This is a genomic window from Providencia sp. JGM181 (assembly GCF_018257375.1).
GTDB lineage: Bacteria > Pseudomonadota > Gammaproteobacteria > Enterobacterales > Enterobacteriaceae > Providencia > Providencia lanzhouensis.
In genome coordinates this window covers 1-18,562 of the sequence record NZ_JAERJY010000004.1, presented here as the reverse complement: position 1 = coordinate 18,562, position 18,562 = coordinate 1, and the positions used below count along the sequence as shown (strand labels likewise).

The 18,562-nt window shown below is 41.9% G+C and carries 16 protein-coding genes and 1 other annotated feature; of the genes, 11 read left to right on the top strand and 5 right to left on the bottom strand.

Annotation, left to right across the window (positions count from 1 at the left end; translation table 11 throughout):
- Positions 1 to 62 precede the first annotated feature (62 nt).
- Complete coding sequence (locus JK188_RS01375; protein ID WP_036949821.1) at positions 63 to 1,349, bottom strand: CNNM domain-containing protein; 1,287 nt, start codon at positions 1,347 to 1,349, stop codon at positions 63 to 65.
- A 45-nt stretch (positions 1,350 to 1,394) separates the two neighbouring features.
- Positions 1,395 to 2,186: a cytochrome C assembly family protein gene (locus JK188_RS01370; RefSeq protein WP_108479420.1), complete on the bottom strand. Its 792-nt coding sequence runs from the start codon at positions 2,184 to 2,186 to the stop codon at positions 1,395 to 1,397.
- A gap of 283 nt (positions 2,187 to 2,469) precedes the next feature.
- Here JK188_RS01370 and ffh point away from each other — a divergent pair, with 283 nt between their 5' ends.
- The 8 genes from ffh to JK188_RS01330 all read left to right on the top strand — a co-directional run bounded on the left by ffh (position 2,470) and on the right by JK188_RS01330 (position 10,524).
- Positions 2,470 to 3,831 (top strand): signal recognition particle protein, encoded by a 1,362-nt coding sequence (gene ffh, locus JK188_RS01365; protein WP_036949826.1) that lies wholly within the window; start codon positions 2,470 to 2,472, stop codon positions 3,829 to 3,831.
- Positions 3,832 to 3,968: 137 nt separating this feature from the next.
- Positions 3,969 to 4,217 carry a 30S ribosomal protein S16 gene (gene rpsP, locus JK188_RS01360; RefSeq protein WP_036949828.1) on the top strand — a complete coding sequence of 83 codons (249 nt, stop codon included), beginning with the start codon at positions 3,969 to 3,971 and terminating at the stop codon, positions 4,215 to 4,217.
- Positions 4,218 to 4,235: 18 nt separating this feature from the next.
- Positions 4,236 to 4,784 (top strand): ribosome maturation factor RimM, encoded by a 549-nt coding sequence (rimM, locus tag JK188_RS01355; protein WP_036949830.1) that lies wholly within the window; start codon positions 4,236 to 4,238, stop codon positions 4,782 to 4,784.
- A gap of 37 nt (positions 4,785 to 4,821) precedes the next feature.
- Positions 4,822 to 5,586, top strand: coding sequence for a tRNA (guanosine(37)-N1)-methyltransferase TrmD (gene trmD / locus JK188_RS01350; RefSeq protein ID WP_036949832.1), 765 nt, complete (start codon positions 4,822 to 4,824; stop codon positions 5,584 to 5,586).
- A gap of 41 nt (positions 5,587 to 5,627) precedes the next feature.
- Positions 5,628 to 5,981 carry a 50S ribosomal protein L19 gene (rplS, locus tag JK188_RS01345; RefSeq protein WP_036949834.1) on the top strand — a complete coding sequence of 118 codons (354 nt, stop codon included), beginning with the start codon at positions 5,628 to 5,630 and terminating at the stop codon, positions 5,979 to 5,981.
- Positions 5,982 to 6,439: 458 nt separating this feature from the next.
- Complete coding sequence (locus JK188_RS01340; RefSeq protein WP_283092570.1) at positions 6,440 to 7,534, top strand: 3-deoxy-7-phosphoheptulonate synthase; 1,095 nt, start codon at positions 6,440 to 6,442, stop codon at positions 7,532 to 7,534.
- Positions 7,535 to 7,547: 13 nt separating this feature from the next.
- Entirely contained in the window at positions 7,548 to 8,669 is a 1,122-nt protein-coding gene (gene tyrA / locus JK188_RS01335; protein WP_154604586.1) for a bifunctional chorismate mutase/prephenate dehydrogenase, read from the top strand.
- A 298-nt stretch (positions 8,670 to 8,967) separates the two neighbouring features.
- The gene (locus tag JK188_RS01330) at positions 8,968 to 10,524 is read left to right on the top strand and encodes a methyl-accepting chemotaxis protein (protein ID WP_211886477.1); all 1,557 of its coding nucleotides are present in this window, start codon (positions 8,968 to 8,970) and stop codon (positions 10,522 to 10,524) included.
- Positions 10,525 to 10,599: 75 nt separating this feature from the next.
- On the opposite strand, the gene pheA is transcribed toward JK188_RS01330, so the two are convergent.
- The 3 genes from pheA to bamD form a co-directional block, all read right to left on the bottom strand.
- Positions 10,600 to 11,772, bottom strand: coding sequence for a bifunctional chorismate mutase/prephenate dehydratase (gene pheA / locus JK188_RS01325; RefSeq protein ID WP_154639454.1), 1,173 nt, complete (start codon positions 11,770 to 11,772; stop codon positions 10,600 to 10,602).
- 25 nt (positions 11,773 to 11,797) lie between these two features.
- Positions 11,798 to 11,917 (bottom strand) — a sequence feature (Phe leader region).
- A 168-nt stretch (positions 11,918 to 12,085) separates the two neighbouring features.
- Positions 12,086 to 12,415 carry a ribosome-associated translation inhibitor RaiA gene (gene raiA / locus JK188_RS01320; protein ID WP_036949847.1) on the bottom strand — a complete coding sequence of 110 codons (330 nt, stop codon included), beginning with the start codon at positions 12,413 to 12,415 and terminating at the stop codon, positions 12,086 to 12,088.
- 381 nt (positions 12,416 to 12,796) lie between these two features.
- A complete protein-coding gene (gene bamD / locus JK188_RS01315) occupies positions 12,797 to 13,525 on the bottom strand; it encodes an outer membrane protein assembly factor BamD (RefSeq protein WP_036949850.1) in 729 nt (242 codons plus the stop codon).
- Positions 13,526 to 13,662: 137 nt separating this feature from the next.
- Here bamD and rluD point away from each other — a divergent pair, with 137 nt between their 5' ends.
- The 3 genes from rluD to clpB all read left to right on the top strand — a co-directional run bounded on the left by rluD (position 13,663) and on the right by clpB (position 18,073).
- Positions 13,663 to 14,640 carry a 23S rRNA pseudouridine(1911/1915/1917) synthase RluD gene (gene rluD / locus JK188_RS01310; RefSeq protein WP_036949853.1) on the top strand — a complete coding sequence of 326 codons (978 nt, stop codon included), beginning with the start codon at positions 13,663 to 13,665 and terminating at the stop codon, positions 14,638 to 14,640.
- Positions 14,640 to 15,374 carry a purine nucleoside phosphorylase YfiH gene (gene yfiH, locus JK188_RS01305; protein WP_211886475.1) on the top strand — a complete coding sequence of 245 codons (735 nt, stop codon included), beginning with the start codon at positions 14,640 to 14,642 and terminating at the stop codon, positions 15,372 to 15,374. Before rluD ends, yfiH begins: the two co-directional genes overlap by 1 nt.
- 125 nt (positions 15,375 to 15,499) lie before the next feature.
- Positions 15,500 to 18,073, top strand: a complete 2,574-nt coding sequence (gene clpB, locus JK188_RS01300) for an ATP-dependent chaperone ClpB (RefSeq protein ID WP_036949859.1) — start codon at positions 15,500 to 15,502, stop codon at positions 18,071 to 18,073.
- Positions 18,074 to 18,562 lie beyond the last annotated feature (489 nt).

Below are 18,562 nucleotides of genomic sequence, written 5' to 3'. Positions count from 1 at the left end.
AAGCCTTAAAATCACCGATCAATTGGTCAGGTTTTTAAGGCTTTTTCCATTGAAATGAACAATTAAAATTCAGGGGCTTGTGAGTCAAAACCGAGCGGAGTGATTTTTACCTGCTTGATAATATTATCGCTGATCACTAAAACTTCGATAACATAGTGACCAACAACTATTTGTTCTTCAGGCTGTGGAATATCACCTAATACCTCTAAAACCATCCCATTAACGGTTCTAGGACCATCAATAGGAAGGTTCCAATCAAATGCTTTATTCAGGTCACGAATGTTTGCTGTTCCATCCACAAGGACGCTGCCGTCGCTCTGAGGCATGACTTCTTCAGCTAGAGAAGGCGACATTGATGTTGTGAAATCACCGACAATTTCTTCCAAAATATCTTCTACGGTGATCAAACCTTGGATCTCGCCATACTCATCAACGATGATGCCAAGCTTCTCTTTTTTATGCTGAAAATTAACCAACTGAACGTTGAGTGGCGTACTATTGGGAATGAAATAGATACTATCGGCGGCTTTGATCAAATTCTGCTTGTTGAACTCACGTTTCTCTACCATCAATCGATAAGCTTCTCGCACACGCAAAATACCAATCAAATCATCAAGAGAATCACGATACAGGACAATACGTCCATGAGGGGAATGAGTGAGCTGCCTAACAATCGACTTCCAATCATCATTAATATCGATCCCCACAATTTCATTACGTGGCAGCATAATATCGCCAACGGTGACTTTGTCTAAATCAAGAATCGAAATCAGCATGTCTTGATTACGGCGGCTGAGCTTGTTTTTTGACTCATGAACAATGGTACGCAACTCTTCTTTATTGACCGCATCATTACGAGTATTTGAGACATTTATCCCACAGCAACGCATAAAAAGGGCAGAAATAGTATTAAACGCCCACACGACAGGTAGCATGATTTTTTGCAGTGGCGTAAGAATAAAGCTACTAGGAAAGGCAATACGTTCTGGATACAGTGCCGCAATGGTTTTTGGCATCACTTCTGCAAATAGCAGAATAACAAATGTGAGCACGCCAGTTGCAATGGCGACACCCATATTGCCATATAAGCGGATCCCGATAATGGTCGCGAGAGCAGAGGCAACAATGTTGATTAGGTTGTTACCAATCAATACTAAGCCCAGTAGGCGATCGGGATGGCGTAGTAGTTTTTCAACACGGATAGCGGAGCGATTACCTTGTTTCGCTAAATGTTTTAACCGATAACGGTTCAACGTCATCATACTGGTTTCTGACGCTGAAAAATAAGCGGATAAAAAAATTAAAACAATCAGTATGATGATTAGAGTACCAGTAGATACTTCATCCAAAACAAGGTTCCTTTTTTATAACAGCCGTTTAAAGCTAAAATGGCTCTACGCCATGGTTAATTGCTGAATCAATCGATTACCAAAAAACGCCAAGGTAAGGATAAGTGAACCGCCCACATGGAAAAAGAGGACGCGTTTGCCTCGCCATCCACCATGAAAATGTCCCCACAGCAAAATAACGTAAACAAACCAAGCAATGACGGAGAGTACGGATTTGTGGATATTCTCTTTATCAAAGATGTTATCCATATAAATAAAGCCCGTGCACAGGGTTAAGGTCAACAGAATGACCCCCACCTGAGTGACGTGAAACATTTTGCGTTCAATGACCATCATTGGCGGCATATCAGGGCTAAATTTCAGAATTTTATTTTTAAGTTGGTAGTCAATAATGGCGACTTGAAACGCATATAACGCCGCGATAAGCAAGGTAGCGTAGCTTAATAATGCCAAGCCAATATGAACAAATAATGGAGTGCTTGCCTCTAAATGAGTAATAAACTCACCAGGCATAATCGTAGATAAAATCAGGTTAATAATCGCGAAACTATACACAATAGGGGTTAAGTACCACGCACGCCCTAAATAGGAAACCACCGTCATAATCAAACACATTAAGAGGCTGACAGAGGAGCCTAAATTTAAGAGGGTGAGATTTTGCCCGCTGGCTTCACTAAAAATTTGTAATTTCAACGTGATTGCGTGAGTAACCATCGCCACGATAGCTAATAAAATAGCCAATCGACGATAAAGAGCTTGCTTGCGCACTTGTCCGGGGACGATCAGCAGCAGACTGACCATGTATGTACAAACTGCTATGACTGCAAATACGGGCATAGTATAGTGTCGTTATTCATTTTAAGTGGATAGTAATTAACTAGTATAACCCGTGCAAGTGTAGGCTCCAACTATTGGTATGACGTATCGCTGTATATTCTTTACTAATCGCTCATTTAGGCTAACTAAACGAAGCAGCGAAACCCCATCAAGTGTGATACAATCGGCGACCAACACAGCGTTGAATTGTGCCGTGGCTATCTTGAGTTTGCCCTTGAAATACAGCGCGCGAGTAACCAAATAAGGCTACATATAGGCCCATAACAGAATTGAGCTAAGACACATGTTTGATAATTTAACTGACAGACTATCGCGCACTTTGCGCAATATCAGCGGGCGTGGACGTCTGACTGATGACAATATTAAAGATACATTACGCGAAGTTCGCATGGCGTTACTGGAAGCCGACGTTGCTTTGCCAGTCGTCCGTGAATTTATTCAAAAAGTCAAAGAAAGTGCTGTTGGTCAAGACGTTAATAAAAGCCTAACACCGGGTCAAGAGTTCATTAAAATTGTTCAAAATGAACTGACCCGCGCAATGGGTGAAGAGAATCACCAGCTGAATTTATCTGCTCAGCCTCCAGCTGTTGTGTTGATGGCAGGTTTGCAAGGTGCGGGTAAAACAACCAGCGTTGCAAAACTGGGTAAATTATTAAAAGAAAAGCAAAAGAAAAAAGTCTTAGTGGTTTCTGCCGACGTTTATCGCCCTGCGGCGATCAAACAGTTAGAAACTTTAGCACAAGCGGTTGGCGTTGATTTCTTCCCATCTGAAGTCCAAGAAAAGCCAGCGGCAATTGTTCAAAAAGCCTTAAAACACGCACAATTACAATTCTACGATGTATTGTTAGTGGATACCGCTGGTCGTTTACATGTTGATGAAGCGATGATGGAGGAGATCCAGGAAGTCCATCGTATAATCAATCCAGTTGAAACCTTGTTTGTGGTTGATGCCATGACGGGGCAAGATGCGGCAAACACAGCGAAAGCCTTTAACGAAGCATTGCCATTAACAGGGGTTGTTTTAACCAAAGTTGACGGTGATGCGCGTGGTGGTGCTGCATTATCTATCCGCTCTATTACAGGTAAGCCAATCAAATTCTTAGGGGTTGGTGAAAAAACTGATGCCCTTGAACCATTCCATCCAGAGCGCGTGGCTTCACGTATTTTAGGTATGGGAGATGTGTTATCTCTGATTGAAGAGATTGAACACAAAGTTGACCGTGATGAAGCAGAGAAATTAGCGAAGAAGCTGAAAACAGGGGATACCTTTGATTTCAATGACTTCTTAAACCAGCTAAAACAGATGCGTAATATGGGCGGAATGACCAGCATGTTGAGTAAGATGCCAGGTATGTCCCAGTTACCGGATGCGGTTAAATCCCAAATGGATGACAAAATTACCATCCGTATGGAAGCGATGATCCAATCCATGACGCGTAAAGAACGCGAAAAGCCAGAGATTATCAAAGGATCGCGTAAGCGTCGTATTGCTGCGGGTTCTGGAACCACAGTACAAGAGGTTAATAAACTCTTAAAACAGTTTGATGATATGCAGCGCATGATGAAAAAGATGAAAAAAGGCGGTCTCGCCAAGATGATGCGCGGTATGAAGGGTATGATGCCTCCGGGTTTTCCGGGGCGTTAAGCAATAAAGCCTGAAACAAAAGTGTACTTTTGATTGATTTTTGCGTCAAAGTGAGTAAACTTTTCGGGCTTTTTATATGACAGCCGGACTCTATCCCTCGATGGAGTCTGGTTGTTTTGTTAACTAATGAGGATGTTATGGTAACAATTCGTTTATCTCGTGGCGGCGCTAAAAAACGTCCGTTCTACCAAATCGTTGTAACCGATAGCCGCAATGCGCGTGACGGTCGTTTCATTGAGCGTATCGGTTTCTTCAACCCGATCGCTGCAGGTCAAGCAGAAGAACTGCGTTTAGACCTGGACCGTATTGAGCATTGGGTTGGCTTAGGCGCAACTGTTTCTGACCGTGTTGCACAACTGGTCAAACAAGCTAAAAAAGTAGCTTAATCTGTCACGGTGGTAACAATGAGCAAGCAAACTAAACTACTGCCTCCTGCGAACCCAATTGTATTGGGCAAATTAGGCGCGGCATACGGTATTCGTGGTTGGCTCAAAGTTTTTTCCTCCACCGAACATGCTGAAAGTATTTTTGATTATCAACCTTGGTTTATCCAACGTTCTGGTCAATGGCAACATATTGAAATAGAAGATTGGAAACATCATAACAAAGATATCATCGTCAAGCTCAAAGGGGTCGAAGACCGCGATGCAGCTGCTCTATTGACCAATTTTGAAATTGCGGTTGATTCAACCCAACTTCCTGATTTGGACAACGACGAATACTACTGGAAAGACCTTATGGGCTGCCATGTAGTGACGTCTGAGGGTTACGACCTTGGTACTGTCATTGATATGATGGAAACGGGATCGAATGACGTTCTCGTCATCAAGGCAAATTTAAAAGATGCATTTGGCATCAAGGAGCGGTTGGTTCCGTTTCTTGATGGGCAGGTTATCAAGAAAGTCGATCTCTCCACCAAAACTATTGAAGTGGAGTGGGATCCTGGTTTTTAAATCTCCGGTTTACCGGTTTTTATGAGTGGGATAAATCATGTGGATTGGGGTAATTAGCCTGTTTCCCGAAATGTTCCGCGCAATAACCGAGTACGGGGTAACTGGTCGGGCAGTGAAAAATAGCCTGCTAACGGTTGAGTGTTGGAATCCGCGAGATTTTACTCACGATAGACACAAAACTGTTGATGATCGCCCCTATGGTGGTGGTCCAGGCATGCTGATGATGGTGCAACCGTTAAAAGATGCAATCCACGCAGCAAAAGCTGAGGCCGGTGATGGTGCAAAAGTGATTTATCTTTCACCTCAAGGTCGCAAACTCGGTCAAGACGGAGTTTGTGAACTGGCAACAAACGAGAAGATAATTCTGGTTTGTGGTCGTTATGAAGGTATTGATGAGCGGATAATTCAAACCGAAATTGATGAAGAATGGTCAATCGGTGATTACGTTCTCAGTGGCGGGGAGCTCCCTGCTATGGTGTTGATAGACTCAGTCTCTCGGTTTATTCCTGGAGTATTAGGTCATCAAGCTTCAGCTCAAGAAGATTCTTTTGCTGATGGCTTGTTAGATTGTCCTCACTATACCCGACCAGAGGTGTTAGACGGCATGCAAGTTCCTGACATACTACTTTCAGGAAACCATGCCAAGATCGATAGCTGGCGCATGAAGCAGTCACTCGGTCGTACCTGGCTTAGAAGACCTGAGCTTCTAGAAAGCCTAGCTCTGACTGACGAGCAGAGGATGTTGCTAGCTGAGTTCCAACGGGAATTTCAGGCTGAGCAACCAGTGAATCCAGACAATTAATTGTCTAAACATATCAGTTTACCTAGGGTAAGAGAGTTATTATGAGCAACATTATTAAACAACTTGAACAAGAGCAGATGAAGCAGGACGTACCTTCATTCCGTCCGGGTGATACCGTGGAAGTTAAGGTATGGGTCGTAGAAGGCTCTAAAAAACGTCTGCAGGCATTTGAGGGCGTGGTTATCGCTATCCGTAGCCGCGGTCTGCATTCTGCATTCACTGTTCGTAAAATTTCTAACGGCGAAGGTGTTGAGCGTGTATTCCAAACTCACTCTCCAGTCGTAGATAGCATTGCTGTTAAACGCCGTGGTGCTGTTCGCAGAGCTAAACTGTACTACCTGCGTGAGCGTTCTGGTAAGGCAGCTCGTATCAAAGAGCGTCTGAACGCCAAGTAATACGCTTTCGCTACATCCGAAAGTTAAAGGGCCCGCATTAGCGGGCCTTTTTTATATTCGTCGTATATTCGTCATATTTCGCGCTGTGGCGGTGTTGGCTTCATTCAGCCACACAGGTCACATACTTATGTATGCTCCCTGCGCTGTCTTCATTTTGCAGCCTAGCCACAACTCGAACTATTTAGAATATACCGTTCAATAAATCCCACTTCGTAAACTTATCTTTACTATTTTTATTCGTTTTTTGCTTTTTAATATGAACTTATTCTCTTTAAAACCTACAATTTTATTTAAATTCAAAAAGATAAATAAATGTAATTTTTTATGTACACTGAATTGAATTATTTTACAGTTTTGGATTGAAATCTTTACGATGCATGATATGTTATCTCTCACGCACTAAACACAAGATCGATAAATAACATCACTAATAAATAATAAGCTAAATAGGTAATCAAATGATCATGCAAAAAGATGTACTCAATAACGTGAATATTCAAGACGAGCAGGTTCTTATTACCCCTGAAAGTCTGAAGCAAAAATACCCATTGAGTAACAGCAACCTGCATGCCATTGCGACATCGCGTAAAGTGATTGCTGATATTATTCATCAGCGTGACCCGCGCTTACTCGTGGTATGTGGTCCTTGTTCAATTCATGATGTAGATGCTGCCATCGAATACGGTGAGCGTTTACAGAAACTTGCCGCTGAGTTAAGTGATAGCTTATATATTGTGATGCGTGTGTACTTTGAAAAACCACGTACAACCGTGGGTTGGAAAGGCTTAATTAGCGATCCATTTATGGATGGCAGCTTTGAAATGGAAAAAGGGCTGCACATTGCCCGCGATTTATTGACCAACTTAGTGAATATGGGATTACCACTGGCGACAGAAGCGTTAGATCCTAATAACCCACAATACTTAGGTGACTTATTCAGTTGGTCAGCAATCGGAGCGAGAACTACGGAATCCCAAACTCACCGTGAAATGGCATCCGGCTTATCAATGCCAGTTGGTTTTAAAAACGGTACAGATGGAAGTTTATCTACCGCCATCAACGCATTAAAAGCTGCTGCGATGCCGCATCGTTTTATGGGGATCAACCAATCCGGTCAAGTTTGCTTGCTGCACACTAGCGGTAATAAAAATGGTCATGTGATCTTACGTGGCGGCAAAACGCCAAATTATGATGAGCAAAGTATTGCTGCTTGTGAAGCTGAAATGAAAAAAGCGGGGCTCGAACCATCATTAATGGTGGATTGCAGCCACGGTAACTCAAATAAAGATTTTCGTCGTCAGCCACTGGTGGTTGATTCAATTATCGAGCAAATTGTTAATGGTAATGAATCAATTACAGGTATTATGCTTGAAAGCCATATTAATGAAGGCAATCAGTCATCAGAACAGCCACGTGAAAATATGAAATACGGGGTTTCAGTGACAGATGCATGCATTAACTGGGATGACACTGAGTCTGTGTTGCGTAAATTACACCAAGCATTATCACCAGTGCTTGAGCAGCGCGGGCAAAAATTAAGCAAAGTGAGCTGAGCAAGGGATTGGTATGTCTGCTGAATTATCCCATTTACGGGAACAGATTGATGAAGTTGATAAGTCATTATTAGATTTGCTCGCCAAACGGCTTCAGTTAGTGGCTGAAGTCGGTGAAGTCAAAAGCCAGCACGGATTACCTATTTATGTGCCTGAGCGTGAATCTAGTATGTTGGCGGCTCGCCGAGCAGAAGCGGAGCGAATGGGGATCCCGCCTGATCTGATTGAAGATATTCTTCGACGGATCATGCGTGAGTCCTATGCGCGCGAAAATGACAAAGGATTTAAAACACTGAACCCTACCGCCGGTCCGATTGTGATCGTCGGTGGGAATGGGAAAATGGGGCGGTTATTTCATCGTCTACTTTCCCTGTCTGGTTATCAAGTTAAATTACTGGGTGAGCAAGATTGGGATAATGCGGCTTCGATAGTCTCTGGTGCAAGCGTGGTGATGGTTAGTGTACCTATCCACCTCACTGTTGATGTCATTAAACGTTTGCCTACTTTAGATCCAGAAACAATTTTAGTGGATATTGCTTCTGTGAAGCAAAAGCCACTCGAAGCTATGCTGTCAGTACATCAAGGCCCTGTATTAGGATTACATCCGATGTTTGGTCCTGATATTGGCAGTGTTGCCAAGCAAGTTTTTGCATTCTGTGATGGGCGAAAAGCGGAGTCTTACCAATGGCTGTTGGAGCAGCTGCAAGTTTGGGGGGCGCGCTTGAAAGCGATTAAGCCTGAAGAACACGATCGTAATATGAGTTTTATTCAAGCGTTACGCCACTTTACGACGTTTACTTATGGGCAGAATTTAGCGAAAGAGCAGGTTGATTTACAGCAGTTGTTGGATCTCTCTTCCCCAATTTATCGTCTTGAATTGGCAATGGTAGGGCGTTTGTTTGCACAAGATCCACAATTGTATGCAGATATCATCATGTCTTCGGACGAAAATGTTGAATTGATCCGCCGTTATTACCAGCTTTTGGGGCAATCCATTGAAATGCTGGAGCGCAAAGATAAAGCCGAATTTATTCGACAATTCGAGCAAGTCAGTCAGTGGTTTGGTGAAGATGCACATCATTTCATGAAAGAAAGCCAGTCTCTATTACAACGGGCGAACGATAACCGTAAATAGTCTCTTTAGCCATTACTCGATAAATCGATGAAAAAGGGTAATGGCTATCTTTATGCTAAAAGTGCTAAACGCATTTCTATTATTAATATTTATAATAAATAAGTAATTGTACTTATTTCTGTAGTTTATCCTAAATTTATAATTGAGTTTCTTCCTTAAGTAGGTTTATCCACCAATTAATTAGAAATTAATCAATTTATAATATCGATATTTATAAATTAAACGATTTATCTAATAAAGATCCCTTGCCATTGACCGATAACACTAATCATTAAATGATGATAAGTGTGGTAAACCTATGTCTTTTAAGAACCTCAAAATTAGTTTGAAATTAACTATCGCGTTTGGCGTTTTCATCACGCTAATTGTTTTAAGTTCTCTGTTTTCATTAGTAAATATGAATCGAGCAAATGAAAGCATTCAGAACGTCATTTTTAAAAGTTATCCAATAACCGCTAATGCAAATTCGGTGATGGATAACTTTTATTCTTATATTGGTATCCAAGAATTGATTTTATTGGATGACAGAGGGAGTGAAAAACGCAAGGAAGAGCTAGTTAAAATTAGCCAAAATATTTCTGATCTGTTGGATGAGTTGGATCGAAGTATAACTGATAGCCGTTCTCGTGAAGTGCTTGATAATATCCAAGAGGTGAGAGCTAAATTTATTAGTGCTCAGCAACAGATGATGGAGTTTATGAATCAGGGAAATCGCCAAGCTGCGATTGAAATGATGATGACAAAAACATCAGCTATTCAGCGAGAATATCGTGAGCAAGTCCAAAACCTGATAGCCATCCAAAATATGTTGATGCAAGAAACGGGTTATCAGGTGGAAGATGACTATAAAGCAAATCGTGTTTTATTAGCATTTTTATCAATTATTAGCATTGTTGTGGGCTGCGTTATGGGGTGGTACATCACGCGTATTATCACTAAACCTTTAGAGCAAGCGGTTGATTTTGCTAAATCAATTGCCAGTGGTGATTTGACCCAAGATATTCAAGCGCAATCTAAAGATGAAACTGGGATCTTACTTGAATCGCTCAGCGAAATGAAAGGGCACCTACTAGAGATTGTCCAAGAAGTCCAAAATGGATCTGAGAGTATTTCTGCGGCAGCAGGGCAAATTGTCGCGGGTAATCAGAACTTAGCGGCTAGAACGGAAGAGCAAGCGGCTTCTGTTGAGCAAACGGCAAGTTCGATGGAGCAAATTACATCCACGGTACAGAACACCACTGAACATACCCATGAAGCGACAATGTTGGCTGACAATACCGCTGTAACGGTCAAAAACAATGGTCAGATGATGGTTCAGTTAACCGATAAAATGCGCGCAATTAATGGTTCATCTCAAAAAATGACGGATATCATTAACTTAATCGACTCTATTGCTTTCCAAACGAATATCTTAGCCTTGAATGCGTCCGTTGAAGCGGCAAGGGCAGGAGAGCATGGTCGTGGGTTTGCGGTAGTGGCGGGTGAAGTGAGATTACTGGCACAAAAAAGCGCTGCATCGGCCAGTGATATTCGTTCATTAATCGAAAACTCCTCTTCACAAACCCAAGAAGGTATGGAATTGGTTGAACAAGCTAGCCAGCAGATCCACGGAATGGTCGCTAGTGTTGAAGAGATGAATGCGTTATTGCGTGAAATTGGTCAAGCTAGCAGGGAGCAAAGTGATGGTATTTCACAAATTAACAGCGCCGTGGGGCAATTGGATTTAACAACACAACAAAATGCGGGACTGGTAGAAGAATCGGTCGTAGCGGCAGATTCGCTGAATGACCAAGCTTACCATCTTCAAAACTTAGTTAATTATTTTAAGCTCAGCGCGACAATACAAAAATCGTGATTGGCATAAATCGTAATTAATAAAAATAACACAGGCTAATGACCTGTGTTATTTTTTTTTGAGTCAAAATTAAAACTAAGGCGCCATTTTTTCTGGTTCTACAGGAACGATATTTTCAGATGGGTAACAGCCAAGAATTTTAATTGAGCGGGTGATTTCTGCTAATTCTTTCAGTGCTTGTTGCATATTATCTGAACGCAAGTTAGCGTGAACATCTACATAAAACATCTCTTCCCAAGGCTTACCATTAATTGGGCGAGATTCTAATTTACTCATCACTATCTTATTATTTTTCAAGATAATTAAAGCATCTACTAATGCACCGGCTTGTTGACCTGTAGTGATCAGTAATGTGGTTTTTGCTGGAACTTGTTCAGTTACTTCAATTGCTCGTGGAGCCACAACAATAAAGCGAGTCATATTAATTTGCTGATTCGCTAAGTTATGCTCCAAAACCGTTAAGCCATACAATGCACCGCCAGCCTCACTGCCTAGTGCAGCTACATTAGGGGAATTATGTTCTGCCACTTTTTGCATTGCTGTAGATGTGCTGTCGCAATATTCAATTTTCCAATGAGGGAATTGAGATAAATATTGGCTACATTGCTGGAATGGCTGAGGGTGACTATATACAGTATCAATCTTGCTTAATTCACTACCTGGCGTGGTCAACAAGCAATGGTTTATCGGTAAACGAATTTCACCGACAATGGATAATGATGTATTTTGCAGTAAATCGTAAACATCATTAATTGCCCCTGAGCTGGTATTCTCAATAGGTAAAATACCATAATCTGCTTGACCACTTTCAACGAGTGAAAAGATATCTTGGAATTTATGGCAGCTGCATTCAACCAGTTGATCAAAATGACGCGCTGAATATTGACGCGCGGCAACATGGGAATAAGAACCTTTTGGTCCTAAAAATGCAAATCTTGCGGTATCACTAGGTGTTAGGTTTAAATGTTTTTGCAGGATAGCTTGCTGGGTAAGAACAGAATCTTCAATGATCATCTGAAACAAGCGTGTAATATAAAAACCATCAAGACCGAGAGGCGTGCCTTTATTAATTAATACATCGAGTAATTGGCGTTCGCGCTCTTTGTCACGGATTGGGCGGTTATCATCGATTTTGGTTTCCGCAACTTCAATTGCATAGCCTCGACGTTTTGCAAGAAGCCCAAGGAGTTCACTGTCTAACTGGCTAATTTTCTCACGGACTTTCAGTAAATTAGTGCTATTTTCCATTCTGCGACCCTATCAAACATCAGTGAATAAAAAAGCCCCCTAGGTAGGGGGCTTTAAAATATTGTCTTCTTTTTTTTCTCGAACGACAAAAGCCCCTTAATGTGAGTGGCTAAAGAAGAAAAAGAAAACAGTATTTAGTTTCATGGGAAATCCTTTCGAGTGAAGTTATTCAAATAGACATGATAGTGAACGAGAAGTCAACAAAAAATAGCGCGCAACGTAAAAACGCGCCCATGATGAGCGCGTTTGGAAGGTTTCAAGATAAGTGGATTGATAATATAAAAATATAACGTAACTACTTAAACGCAACTGATTACAACGTTTCTAGATTCGCTTCTTTTACACTATTAGTTGCCCTTCTTGATTCTCCTTTATGTTGCACTTTGTTTAACTGTCTTTCGAGTTTGTTGATAAGGTCATTTATTGCAACGTACATATCTTCATGCTTAGCACTTGCTACCAACTGTCCGGTAGCGGTTTTTATGTTGGCATCAACCATAAAACCTTGAGGCTCTTTCGATAGCACCACATGGGGGCTAATTAAGGAAACTTGCCATTTATCGAGTTTTGCAAGACGGCTTTCAATGTGTTCACGAATTGCTGGTGTGATGTCCATTTGTTTGCTAGTAATGTTAACTATCATATAGTTACCTCTCATTGTTTCCGTCTTTGATGAATTCAGAATACCGATATCTAGGAATAAAAAATTGATCTAGATCACACTTAAATTATGGGGAAGGGGGTACCCACTTGAAGTGTGATTTTGGCTAAAAAAGGCAGGTAAAAGGATTGCCAAAATAACTATATTGAGGGAGACTGAGAGAGTTGGCTATCGACACGGTAAATAGCCGGTACTTTTTTTGGGTAAAATTTTAGGCTATGAATTTTAAAAGAAAAAGTTCAAAACTATCCCTCATTCTTATTCATCTTCAAACCCTCTGAATTTCAAATCACGATTAAAATTATCAAAAAAACAGCAGCCGAAGCTGCCGTTCTTATTTTAATCGATAGCGTTAAAAGCAATTTATTGGTTTGCTGCAATAATGCTGCCGACTTTATTTGCTTCTTTGTCTAAGCCCATCTCTTTATACGCAATTTCCATATATCCGAGCGCTTGACGCGTTGCTTCTGTATCTGGATAGTCACGTAACATTTGTTGGACACGATTAACAACCGCGACATAGGCCCCACGTTTGTTGTAATATTCAACGACAGAGAGATCAAATTTTGCCAAACGATCTTTTAAGTAAACTAAACGCTTACTTGCATCGTTGGAATATGGGCTGTTCGGATAGTAACGAACTAACTGGCTCAAGTCTTTGAACGCAACCAATGCGTGTTGTGGGTCTCTGTCAGAGCGATCGATACCAAAGAAACCTTGTAACATGCTGTCATCTAACGCCATTGCCGTTAAGCCACGCATGTAAAGTACGTAGTCAATATTGGGATGAGTTGGGTTTAAACGCATGAAACGGTCAATTGAAGCTATCGCCATTGGTAGCTCTGCTGATTTATAATAGGCGTAAATCAGGTCTAACTGTACTTGCTGAGCATACGGACCAAACGGGTAGCGGTTATCCAACGCTTCAAACTGTTTAATTGCCGCGTTATAGTTACCGTCCTGTAATTTTTGCTGACCTGTACTATAAATCTCAGCTGGGGAACTATCGGGGCTGACTTCGTTATTGCTGGAGCATCCGGCGAGAGCCAGGCTCAACGTGGCAGCTGCCACCAGATATTTCATACGTATCATCACGTGTTGGTTATCCTCTGACTGTATCGAGGGAGTCTATCCGTAAGGCTCCCGGCAAAATTCGAGTTACAATAGCATACATTTTAAATGAAACGGCAGCGCCGTCAAAACACAAACACCAAAAAGTAGATTAATTTATGGCTCAACAAGTACAATTAAGTGCAACTATCGCTGAATCACAGCTTGGTCAACGTTTAGATCAAGCTTTGGCTGAATTGTTCCCTGATTATTCACGTTCTCGAATAAAAGAATGGATCTTAGACGATAGAGTGCAGGTTAACGGCAAAGTTATCAATAAGGCAAAAGAAAAAGTTTTAGGTGGTGAACAAATTTCCATCGATGCCTTGATTGAAGAAGATAGCCGTTGGGAACCTCAAGATATTCCACTTGACGTTGTTTATGAAGATGAAGATATCCTAATTATTAATAAACCGCGTGATTTAGTTGTTCATCCGGGGGCGGGTAATCCAGACGGAACCATTTTAAACGCATTATTATATCGCTATCCTGAAATCGCGGATGTACCAAGAGCGGGCATTGTTCACCGTTTAGACAAAGACACAACTGGGTTGATGGTCGTCGCTAAAACGGTCCCTGCACAAACTCACTTAGTGGAAGCGTTGCAACGCCGTGAAATTACACGTGAATATGAAGCGGTCGCTGTTGGCCGTATGACAGCAGGCGGTATGGTCGAAGAGCCAATTTCTCGCCATCCAACCAAAAGAACGCACATGGCTGTTCATCCAATGGGCAAGCCTGCGGTAACTCACTATCGAGTCATGGAGCATTTTCGCGCTCATACGCGCTTACGTCTACGCTTAGAAACCGGAAGAACGCATCAAATCCGTGTTCATATGGCGCATATCAACCATCCATTAATCGGTGATCCATTATACGGCGGTCGACCACGTCCACTGAAAGGAGCAACAGAAGAGTTCCTCGAAGTGATGCGTAATTTTGATAGACAAGCGCTACACGCAACAATGCTGCGTCTTTATCACCCAATCACAGGAATCCAAATGGAATGGCATGCGCCATTACCTGATGATATGGTGAAATTGATTGAAGCACTGAAAGCTGACACTGAACTTCATAAAGACGATATGGACTGGTAATGAATACGTTGATTTTCCCTGATTGGCCGCAACCTAAAAATATTTCAACATGCAGTACAACTCGTGCAGGTGGAGTGAGCCTTCCGCCTTTTGATAGCCTAAATTTAGGTGACCATGTTGAGGATTTGCCTGAGGCAGTCAGTGAAAATCGCCATCGTCTTGAAAAGCTTGCTCAATTACCACAGCAACCCGTGTGGCTTGAGCAAGTACATGGTACTCATGTTCTGCATTTAATGGGAAGCGAGATTGAAAATCGTCAAGCGGATGCGGTGTATACCAACCAAGTTGGTCAAGTGTGTGCCATCATGACAGCAGATTGCTTGCCAGTATTGTTTTGCAGCCGCGATGGTAAAGAAGTGGCAGCGGCTCATGCCGGATGGCGAGGCCTCTGCAATGGCGTATTGGAAAATACGCTAGCGGCATTTAATGCACAACCGAGCGACATTATGGCGTGGATGGGGCCGGCTATTGGCCCTGAAAAATTTGAAGTTGGCGTAGAAGTTAAACAAGCATTTACTGGTCAATCTGCCGATCTTGCAGATGCGTTTACACCTCACAATGACAAATTTCTGGCAAACATCTATTTACTGGCGCGTAAAAAGCTACAAGCCGCGGGCATTTCAGCCATTTATGGTGGTGAGTTTTGTACGGTCAGTGATGAAAACAGATTTTTTTCCTACCGACGTGAGGGGCAAACGGGAAGAATGGCATCCCTTATATGGATAAATAACTAGTTCATGGAATAATATTCCAAATTAACAAATATTGAAAAAATAATCCCGCCTAAAACTTGAATATTTAAAAACAGACCGCATCTTATCTTCAGTAGCAATTTTAATCATATTCTATTGGAGGTGTTATGCGTCTGGATCGTTTAACTAATAAATTCCAGCAAGCTCTCGCTGACGCCCAGTCATTAGCCCTTGGGCGCGAAAATCAATTTATTGAACCAATTCATTTACTCAGTGCTTTGTTTAATCAAGAAAGTGGTACCGTGCGTCCATTATTGACGACGCTCGGCGTGAACGCAGTTACGTTCGAAAACAAAATTGAAGATGCATTGGCTCGACTCCCTCAAGTGCAAGGTGTTGCTGGGGATGTACAACCATCAAGTGACTTAATGCGTCATTTGAACTTATGTGACCAGCTTGCTCAGAAAAATGGGGATGACTTTATCTCCTCAGAATTATTTCTGCTCGCTGCTTTAGAAGCCAATACAACCCTCGCTGATATGTTGAAAGCGGCGGGTGTTAATAAAGACAATTTGAAAAAGGCAATAGAACAGATGCGTGGTGGCGAAAAAGTGAATGACCAAAGCGCTGAAGACCAGCGCCAAGCTTTGAAAAAATTTACCGTTGATTTAACCGAACGTGCAGAACAAGGGAAATTAGACCCTGTGATTGGCCGTGATGAAGAAATTCGTCGTACCATCCAAGTATTACAACGTCGTACTAAAAATAACCCAGTATTAATTGGTGAGCCTGGTGTAGGTAAAACGGCGATTGTTGAAGGGCTTGCACAGCGTATTGTTAATGGTGAAGTCCCTGAGGGATTGAAAAACAAACGTGTTTTATCACTGGATATGGGGGCTCTGATTGCAGGGGCGAAATATCGTGGTGAATTTGAAGAACGTTTGAAAGGTGTTCTGAATGACCTCGCTAAACAAGAAGGTAACGTCATTCTGTTTATCGATGAATTACATACTATGGTGGGTGCGGGTAAAGCCGACGGTGCGATGGATGCCGGTAACATGTTAAAACCTGCACTGGCTCGCGGTGAACTGCATTGCGTGGGGGCAACAACCCTTGATGAATATCGTCAATATATAGAGAAAGACCCTGCGTTAGAGCGTCGTTTCCAAAAAGTATATGTTGCAGAACCATCCGTGGAAGACACCATTGCTATCTTGCGTGGTTTGAAAGAACGTTATGAATTGCACCATCATGTGCAAATTACTGACCCAGCTATTGTGGCGGCAGCGACGTTATCGCACCGTTACATTACTGACCGTATGCTGCCAGACAAAGCTATCGACTTAATCGATGAAGCGGGCGCTAGCTTACGTATGCAGATGGATTCAAAACCAGAATCTTTAGATAGATTGGAAAGACGTATTATCCAATTAAAACTGGAACAGCAGGCACTGAAAAAAGAGTCTGATGATGCCAGTAAAAAACGTCTGGAAATGTTAGAAGAAGAGCTGGCGGAAAAAGAGCGTGAATATTCTGCATTGGAAGAAGAGTGGAAAGCAGAGAAAGCATCATTAACTGGCACTCAACATATCAAAGCTGAATTAGAAAATACGCGTATTGAGATGGAAAAAGCGCGTCGTAATGGTGATTTGGCGAAAATGTCTGAGTTACAGTATGGGCGTATTCCTGAATTAGAAAAACAGTTAGAAGTGGCGACGAAAGCAGAAGGTAAAAGCATGAAGCTTTTACGTAATAAAGTTACTGACGTCGAAATCGCAGAAATTCTGGCTCGTTGGACAGGTATTCCAGTATCAAGAATGCTTGAAAGCGAAAGAGAAAAACTGTTACGGATGGAGCAACAATTACATCAACGTGTGATTGGGCAAGATGAAGCGGTTGTGGCTGTGTCGAATGCTATCCGTCGTAGTCGTGCAGGTTTATCGGATCCTAACCGCCCAATTGGTTCGTTTATGTTCTTAGGCCCTACAGGGGTAGGTAAAACTGAATTATGTAAGGCACTAGCAAACTTTATGTTTGATAGTGACGACGCCATGGTTCGTATCGATATGTCCGAGTTTATGGAGAAACACTCTGTATCTCGTTTAGTCGGTGCACCTCCAGGATATGTGGGTTATGAAGAAGGCGGTTATTTAACTGAAGCGGTAAGACGCCGTCCATATTCAGTTATTTTGCTGGACGAAGTTGAAAAAGCGCACCCAGATGTATTTAACATCTTGCTGCAAGTATTAGATGACGGTCGTTTAACTGATGGGCAAGGTAGAACGGTAGATTTCCGTAACACCGTAATCATCATGACGTCAAACTTAGGTTCCGATCTTATCCAAGAACGTTTTGGTATGATCGGTTATTCAGAAATGAAAGATATGGTGATGGAAGTCGTCGCTCATAACTTCAGACCTGAATTTATTAACCGTATTGATGAAGTCGTGGTATTCCATCCATTAGGTAAAGAGCAAATTACGAATATTGCGAATATTCAGTTAGCTCGTTTATATAAACGTTTGGAAGAACATGGTTATGAAGTCACTGCAACGGCGGCTGCATTAGAGAAAATTGGTGAAGCTGGTTTCGATCCAATCTTTGGTGCTCGTCCGTTGAAACGTGCAATTCAGCAAGAGATTGAAAACCCACTGGCACAAGAAATTCTGTCAGGCAGATTAATCCCGGGTAAACCAATTACTCTGGATGTTGAAAACGATGAAATCGTAGCAAAGCAGTAAGTAAGCGCTCGGTTATTATCAAAATGTAAGTTAAAAGGCGACCCTAAGGTCGCCTTTTTCATATAAATATCGCCCAAAATGGCATTTTTTGTTGAAAAAATACACGTGAAGTATAAAGGATAATCAGTTGGAAATTATTTTGCAAAAAACACTTGCCAGATTTTTCTGACTCCCTATAATGCGCATCCACTGACCGGGAACAAGCCAAAGCAAAGCGCGATGGACACTGAAACGGCAGCGAGAGAATCTGAAAAGATTAAGTAAAAAAATACTTGACTCTCACTGAGGAAAGCGTAATATACGCCACCTCGCGACAACGACCTAAGTTGATAAAAACTGAGTCGAATTTCTCAAGAAATGTCGCACCGCTCTTTAACAATTTATCAGACAATCTGTGTGGGCACTCACAGGGCACTATCAAAAAAATATTTGATTTTAAGTCTTGAAGAGTGACTAACACGTTAATTCATATATATGAACTAATAGGTA